Origin of the sequence: uncultured Aureimonas sp. (assembly GCF_913775355.1) — a bacterium.
Taxonomy (GTDB): Bacteria; Pseudomonadota; Alphaproteobacteria; order Rhizobiales; family Rhizobiaceae; genus Aureimonas.
Genome location: NZ_CAJYIU010000251.1, coordinates 1 through 7,163, shown reverse-complemented (window position 1 = coordinate 7,163; position 7,163 = coordinate 1). Strand labels below are relative to the sequence as shown.

7 protein-coding genes and 1 riboswitch are annotated in these 7,163 nt (G+C 69.7%); of the genes, 1 reads left to right on the top strand and 6 read right to left on the bottom strand.

The genetic code is table 11. The features are described from left to right. From QZ753_RS15150 to QZ753_RS15125, 6 genes are all read right to left on the bottom strand, one after another. A partial coding sequence (locus tag QZ753_RS15150) for an ATP cone domain-containing protein (RefSeq protein WP_294644762.1) occupies positions 1–941 on the bottom strand: 941 nt, incomplete at its 3' end. Positions 942–1,064: 123 nt separating this feature from the next. Beyond that, a riboswitch (cobalamin riboswitch) is annotated at positions 1,065–1,288 on the bottom strand. 225 nt (positions 1,289–1,513) lie between these two features. Next, positions 1,514–2,635 carry a thioredoxin domain-containing protein gene (locus QZ753_RS15145; RefSeq protein WP_294644760.1) on the bottom strand — a complete coding sequence of 374 codons (1,122 nt, stop codon included), beginning with the start codon at positions 2,633–2,635 and terminating at the stop codon, positions 1,514–1,516. Next, complete coding sequence (locus tag QZ753_RS15140) at positions 2,632–3,321, bottom strand: SCO family protein (protein ID WP_294644758.1); 690 nt, start codon at positions 3,319–3,321, stop codon at positions 2,632–2,634. The genes QZ753_RS15145 and QZ753_RS15140 overlap by 4 nt, the downstream gene beginning before the upstream one ends. Next, complete coding sequence (locus tag QZ753_RS15135) at positions 3,318–3,812, bottom strand: copper chaperone PCu(A)C (RefSeq protein WP_294644756.1); 495 nt, start codon at positions 3,810–3,812, stop codon at positions 3,318–3,320. Before QZ753_RS15135 ends, QZ753_RS15140 begins: the two co-directional genes overlap by 4 nt. 23 nt (positions 3,813–3,835) lie before the next feature. Next, the gene (locus QZ753_RS15130; RefSeq protein WP_294644754.1) at positions 3,836–4,438 is read right to left on the bottom strand and encodes an isoprenylcysteine carboxylmethyltransferase family protein; all 603 of its coding nucleotides are present in this window, start codon (positions 4,436–4,438) and stop codon (positions 3,836–3,838) included. Continuing rightward, positions 4,435–6,597, bottom strand: a complete 2,163-nt coding sequence (locus QZ753_RS15125) for a heavy metal translocating P-type ATPase (protein WP_294644753.1) — start codon at positions 6,595–6,597, stop codon at positions 4,435–4,437. Before QZ753_RS15125 ends, QZ753_RS15130 begins: the two co-directional genes overlap by 4 nt. Positions 6,598–6,664: 67 nt before the next feature. On the opposite strand from QZ753_RS15125, the gene QZ753_RS15120 reads away from it, so the two are divergent. Further along, positions 6,665–7,087: a helix-turn-helix domain-containing protein gene (locus QZ753_RS15120; protein ID WP_294644751.1), complete on the top strand. Its 423-nt coding sequence runs from the start codon at positions 6,665–6,667 to the stop codon at positions 7,085–7,087. Positions 7,088–7,163: the final 76 nt, after the last annotated feature.

Here is a 7,163-nt window from a genome sequence, read left to right as displayed (position 1 = left end):
ACGCCCTCCGTCTGGAGGAAGTAGCGGTCGTAGAGCGTCTGGAGGCCGAGGAACTGGAACAGGCGGTCCCGCTCGGGGATCAGCGCGTCCGCTATCCGCGCGACGTCGAAGCGGGCAAGCTCGGGATCGATGAGCCCGGCCGCGATGCCGCGGTCGAGGTAGGCGGGGAAGGATTCGCCGTAGAGCGCCGCCATGTCCGCGTGCGTCGGCGCGACGGGCGTTCCGGAGACGAACGACAGCGCCTCGCCGCGCAGCTTGTCGAGGAGGAGGCGCGCCGAGGCGAAGGCGTAGTTCGGCTCGGTCTCGATCAGGGTGCGCGCCGCCATGACGGGCGCTTCGGCGAGTTCGGCGAGCGTCAGCCCCTCGTAGAGGTTGCGCCGGGTCTCGGCGAGGATCGCGTCGGGCGACACGCCGTCGAGGCCGTCGGAGGCTTCGGCGACGATGCGGGCGAGACGGGCCTCGTCGAGGGGCGTGAGGGAGCCGTCGGCCTGCCGAACGGTCAGGGTGGGCACGGCGGTCGTCTCGGACGCTGCGGCCTGCGCGGCGCGGGCGCGGGCATGCTCCTCGCGGTAGAGGACGTAGGCGCGTGCGACCTTCGGGTGCTCCGAGCGCATCAGCGCCAGCTCGACCTGGTCCTGAATGTCCTCGATGTGCAGGAGGCGGTCGCCGCCAGAGCGTCGGACGAGCGCGACGACGACCTCGTCGGAAAGGGCGCGCACGACATCGTTGACGCGGGTTGAGACGGGGGCCTGCCGGCCTTCGACGGCGAGGAAGGCCTTGGTCATGGCGACGGCGATCTTGGACGCGTCGAAGGGCGACACCGCGCCGTTGCGTCGGATCACGCGGATGGCCGACGCGTCGACGGGACGCAAGATGTCGTTCGCGGCTAGCGTTGTGGGGAACGGGTGCGGCGGGGCCGCGGGGACTTGAAGAAGAGACATTCGGCTGCTCCAGCAAAGTGGAGGCAAAGGCCGAGCGGACGCGATACCGAACGGCACGCGAATCCCGTACGGGAACGCGGCGCCGCGACAGGCACACGATCCACCGGGACACCCCGCCCAGGGACGATACATACCAGTCGCGGCAGGTCTCCTGGCTCGCGGGTCGTCGCCTTCCGTCCGGCCTTCCCGGAGCGGGTGCTCCAGTGACGCTTAAATGGACGGATGGCTCGCCGCTTACAGTTGCGGGGGCAGCCCCGGCCTTGCCTCCCCATATCGGACAGGCTCACCGGGTTCCCTCTTAGCCACCACATCTCGCGATGGGGCGGACCGTGACTGCCGGATATAGTGCTGCGAAGGACCCTTGGGTCAACGCGCTGTGCGTCCTTATCCCCAAGGTCGGCTTGTCTCAGATGACGCTCCGAAGCGGACCGGCAGGAAACCACCCGGTCGAGCCGATCGGCTTCGAGGAAGCGGACACCCAGAAACGGTCCATCCGCATTCGACCGTTTCGAGACCTCTAGCCTGCGTCTTCGCGTGCCCAGAAGCGGACATTGGGCGCAGGGTGAAGGGCCTCAGCTTTCCTTGGCAGTCCGATCGATCTCGGCCGAGATCTCCTCGTAGAGTGGCTGCGGCCCGAACTGCGCCGGCTGCTTGCCGTTGACAAAGAAGGTCGGCGTCCTCTGGATGCCGACGGCCCGGAGATCGGCCACGTCCCGCTCCAAAACGGCTGTGACGTCCGGCAGCGCCGCGTCCCGGCGCGCCTGCGCGAGGTCGATGCCCGCAGTTCCGGCTATTTCCCAGGCCTTGGCGATGTCGGGCGCGCCATGGATCGCCCATTGGGGCTGCCGCTCGAACAGGGCGTCGAGGACGGCTTCGAACCTGTCCTGCCGGCGAGCCGCTTCGAGGATGCGAACCGCCTCGTCTGATCCCTCGTGCAGCGGCGTGTAGCGCAGCACTAGCCTGAGGTCTTCGGGGTGACGCGACAGGATCTGCCCGAGGATCGGGTGGAACGCGCGGCAGGCCTCGCAGGAGGGATCGAAGAACTCGACCAGCGTCACGCGCGCTTCGGCGAGTCCGATCACGGGCGAGTGCGGGCGGACGAGTTGGTCCCCCTCCGCCGAGAGGGGAGCGGCGTCGGGACGGTTGGCGCGGTACCAGGCCGCGCCCCCGGCGAAAGCGAGGAGCGCGCCGGCGGCGGTGGAGGCGACGAAGGTGCGACGGTTCATGCCCGCTTCTTTCCGGGAGATGGGAGCGAGGAGAAGGGTGATCGCGACGAAGGCCGCAAACGACAGGAACGGCAGTGGAAGGCCGCCGAGGATGGTCATGTCGGCGCTGGCGCAGGACGGTCCGGCCCCGCAGGGTTCGATGGCCTCCGGAACGACCCCGGCGTAGAGCAGCGCGTGGAAGGCCGCGACCGTCAGGCCGCCGATCGCGAGCGGGAGCGCGTAGACACGCACGCCCCGGTCACCGCGGAAGGCGGCGACGCCGAGCAGGAGTCCCAGCGGGAACATCGCGATGCGCTGGTACCAGCAGAGGACGCAGGGAGCCTGGCCCATGATCTCGCCGACGAAGAGCGCACCGAGCGTCGCGACGAGGGAAACGACCCATGCTGCGTGGAGGCGCACGAGGTCGCGGTCGGGCGAGGTGCATTCGACTGCGCCCCGGTCCGGTTTCCCGATCGTTCGTGCGGTCATCCTGTCCTCCTAGCAGGCTCGATGCTGTCCCGTTCAGTGGACCACGCGCTGCCAAGCCCCTTCAAAGAGGCCGATCCGCCACCAGATCCATCGAGAAGGCGCATCACCTTGGAGCGCCTGACCTCCGTGTCCTCGTGCATGTCCAGCGTGCCCACGAAGCCGCCGTCGCGGTCGTAGAGGTAGACCCCGGCCGAGTGGTCGACAGTGTAGTCGCCGCCCTCCGTCGGCACTTTCCGGCGGTAGGCTTTGAAGGCGGCGAAGGCGCGGTCGACCTCCGCCTCGGTGCCCGTGAGCCCGACGATCCTCGGGTCGAAGGACTGGAGGTAGGCGTTGAGTACCTCCGGCGTGTCCCGCTCGGGATCCCCGCTGACGAGTATGACCCCGAGGTCGTCGGAGCGAGGCCCGAGGTCCGCGAGGAGCACCGACAGCTCGCCCAGCGTCGTCGGGCAGATGTCGGGACAGTGCGTGAAGCCGAAGAACACGGCGGCGGGCTTGCCGCGGAAGTCGGACCACGCCCTCGGCTTTCCGTCCTCATCGATCAGCGCGAACTCGCCCCCCATGTCGGACGACGCCGTGACGGTGGACCGTTGTTCGTTTGTCGGGAGGCTCCAAGCCAATCCGATCAGAATGCCCGCGGTCGCGGCGACCAAGCCCCAAAGTAGGAGACGCACGGTGCGAAGGTTCATAGCTCGTGTCCTTCGTGGGAGGGGGCAGCCGCAGCGGCGCCGAAACCGTCGACCGAGAAGCGGACCGGCACTGTTCCGGCGCGTTCGAACACGAAGGTGCCGTCGAACGTCTGGCCCTTCACGATCGGCTCCTTGAGGTCGAGGAGCATGACGTGGGCTCCGCCCGAGGCGAGCTTCACGGTCGCGCCCGGCTCCAGCGCGATCCCGTCCTCGACGCGGCGCATGCGCGCGACGCCGCCCTCCAAGGAGGACTCGTGGATCTCGAAGCGTCCTGCGACTGTCGCCGAGCCGCCGATCAGTCGGTCGGCCTCCGCCCCGTCGTTGCGGATCGTGACGTAGCCGACGCCGACCTTGGCGCCCGGCGGCGTCGGCCGGGACGAGGGATGGTCGATCGTGATGTCGCCGACGTTGAACTCGTGCGCGCCAGCCGGACCGAGGAGGGCGACACCAACGGTGATGGCGGCAAGTTGCGCCAACCATGCGGGTCTCATGGGTTCATCCTTTTTCGAAGGCGTCAGATCCAGCGCCGGACGGCGCTTCGGTATGCGTTGTAGGCCGGGCCGAAGGAGCATTCGAGGACGCGCTCCTCGTCGCGCACCTGGACCTCGCAGGCGATCCAGAAGGCGAGCGCGCAGCCGATCACCGCCGGGGACGGCACGGCGACCGCAAGGCCTGCCGCGATCGCGAGCATCCCGAGGAACACTCGGTTGCGGCTGAGGCCAAATAAACCCGTCGTGACCAAGGCATCGGGCGCCTCGTCGGGGATGCCGACCCGCCAACGTCGGCCCATTTCGCTCCGAGCCACGACAGTCAGGACCTGCCCCGCGACGGCCAGCGCCAGACCGGACAGACGGACGGCGTAGGCCTCTCCCGCGAGCGGTGCGATTGCGGCCGACGCGCTTCCCGCCGCATTGAGCCCGAGGGCCACAAGGGCACCGATGACGGCAGCCGCAAACAGGACGCGGGCCAGCGTCTGCCGGAGGCTCCTGCCGAAGCCGTAGGCCCGCCCGCCGATTTCCCGAGACGTTCGGCGGGTGGCGAGCGCGAGCCACGCCACGGTGATCGCCAACATGATCGCCGGCCCGACGCGGAGGATGTCGTCGACGGCATCGCTCACCGCGGCCTCCAGCCGAGGAGCCGCATGGCGTTGGCGGTCACCAGGACGGTCGCGCCCGTGTCGGCTAGGATCGCCGGCCAGAGGCCAGTGATGCCGAGGACGGTGGTGACGAGGAACACCGCCTTCAGCCCGAGGGCGATGGCGATGTTCGCCCGGATATTGCCCATGGTCGCCTTCGACAGGGCGATCATGTCGGACACGTCCCGAACCCGTCCGTGCAGCACCGCCGCGTCCGCCGTCTCCAACGCCACGTCGGTGCCGCCGCCCATGGCGATGCCGATGTCGGCCGCCGCCAGCGCCGGGGCGTCGTTGATGCCGTCCCCAACCTTCGCGACGACGAACCCTTCGCCCTGAAGTTCGCGCACGATGCGCTGCTTGTCATGCGGCAGGAGTTCCGCCCGCGCCTCAATGCCGAGCCCCGCCGCGACAGCCTCGGCCGTCGTGCGGTTGTCGCCCGTCAGCATAACAGTGCGGATCCCGTCCTCCTTCATGGCGGCCAGCGCCTCGCGTGCGTCCGGCCGCGCCTCGTCACGCATGGCGATGTAGCCCGCGACACCGACGCGCGAGATCACGACGGACACGGTCTTGCCGTCGGCGTTCAGCGCGGCGATCGCGGCCGCGTGCTCCTCGACGAGTGGCAAGCGGCGCCCGGCGGCCTGTGGGGAGCCGAGGAAACCGGGTTCGCCACCGACCTTGCCCTCGACACCCTCACCGGGGATGGCGTTCGCGTCGAACGCGGGCGGCACGGGGGCGTTGTCGGCTTTCGCCCGGTCGAGGATGGCGAGTGCCAGCGGGTGGCTCGACCCTTTCTCCAGCGCGGCCGCGAGCGACAGCACGTCCCGTGCCGGACGACCGACCGCGACGACGTCGGTCACGACGGGCTTGCCCCCCGTCAGCGTGCCCGTCTTGTCGAAGGCGATGGCAGTGATCTTGCCGAGCGTCTCCAGCACTACCCCGCCCTTCATCAGAAGGCCGCGCCGGGCGCCCGCCGACAGGCCGGCCGCGATCGCGGCCGGCGTCGAGATGACGAGCGCGCAGGGGCAGCCGATCAGGAGGATGGCGAGGCCCTTATAGACCCACTCGCTCCAGTCCGCGCCGGCAACCAGTGGCGGTACCACGGCGACGAGGAAGCCGACCACGAGGACGGCGGGCGTGTAGACCTTGGAGAAGCGGTCGATGAAGCGTTCGGTCGGCGACTTCGTTTCCTGCGCCTCCTCCACAAGGCGGACGACGCGCGCGATCGTGTTGTCGGCGGCTGCCGCCGTGACGCGCACCCTGAGGACGGAGCCAGCGTTGACCGTCCCAGCGAACACCGGGTCGCCGACCGCCTTATGCTTCGGCACGCTCTCGCCCGTCACCGGGGCCTCGTTGACCTCGCCCGATCCCTCGACGACCGAGCCGTCGGCCGGGATGCGGTCGCCGGGGCGCACGAGAATGGTGGCGCCGACCGCGAGGCTCTCCGCGGGCACCTCGGTGGTCTGGCCGTGCCTCTCGACGAGCGCCGTCTTCGGCACGAGGGCGGTGAGGCCCTGGATGCTCGCCCGGGCGCGGCTCGCCGCCAGCCCTTCCAGCATCTCGCCCACGAGGAACAGGAGGACGACTGTCGCAGCCTCCTCCTCGGCCCCGATGAAGACGGCGCCGATGGCGGCGATCGACATCAGTGTCTCGATCGAGAACGGGGTGCCGAACCGGGCGGCCGTGATCGCCCGCCAGGCGACGGGGACGAGGCCGACGGCGAGCGCGGCTAGGAACGCCGGACGTTCCAGCGCCGGCGCGAGGTGGCCGAGGGCGTAGGCTGCGAGCAGCGCCGCGCCGCAGGCAGCCGTCAGCCGGGCCTTCCTCGTTCTCCACCATGACAGGCCCGCCTCGGCGGGGTGATCGTGCGTGTCGCTCGCTTGGTCATGGTCGTGCCGCCCGGCTGTCGCTGGATCGGGCCCATCCGCATTCTCTGCTCCGTAGCCGAGGTTGCGGACCTGCCGCGTCACCGCGGCGACGTCGAAGCCGTCCGCATGACGGACCTTCACCGCGCCCGTGGACACGGACACGGCAACGTCCTCGACGCCCGGCAGTCGCCGGATCGCGGTGTCGACCTTGTTGCCGCAGGCCGCGCAGTCCATGCCCGTCACCCGGAAGCGGCTCTCGCCAGTCGTGGCGCTCATGGCCCTCTCCTTGCTTGCGTCTCGGGAGAGGCCTACTTCCTCTAGTGGCTAGAGGAGCAAGCGGAAAATGACGGGCGGCGTTCCGATCGGCAAGGCCTCGCGGGCGAGCGGCATCAAGGTGCCGACGATCCGCTACTACGAACAGATCGGCCTCCTGCCGTCGCCGCCGAGGACCGAGGGCAACCGCCGTCTCTACGATGAGGGCGACCTGCGGCGCTTGCGCTTCATCCGGCATGCCCGCGAGCTCGGCTTCGAGATCGAGCCGATCCGCGAACTCCTGGCGCTCGCCGGCGAGCCGGACCGTCCCTGTGCGAGCGCCGACCGGATCGCGGCGGCCCACCTTGCCGACATCGACCACAAGATCGCCCGGCTGACGGCGCTGCGGGTGGAGGTCGCCCGGATGACGGACTGCACGAACCATTCGGTGGCGGAGTGCCGGGTGATCGAGGTGCTCGGCGACCATGGCCAATGTGCTGCGGAGCGTCACTGAGGTCTTGCGCGAGCCACAGCGAGTGGCAGCTTATCCTGCGACGCGGCCAAAAGCTGACTGACGGGTTTCCACCCAT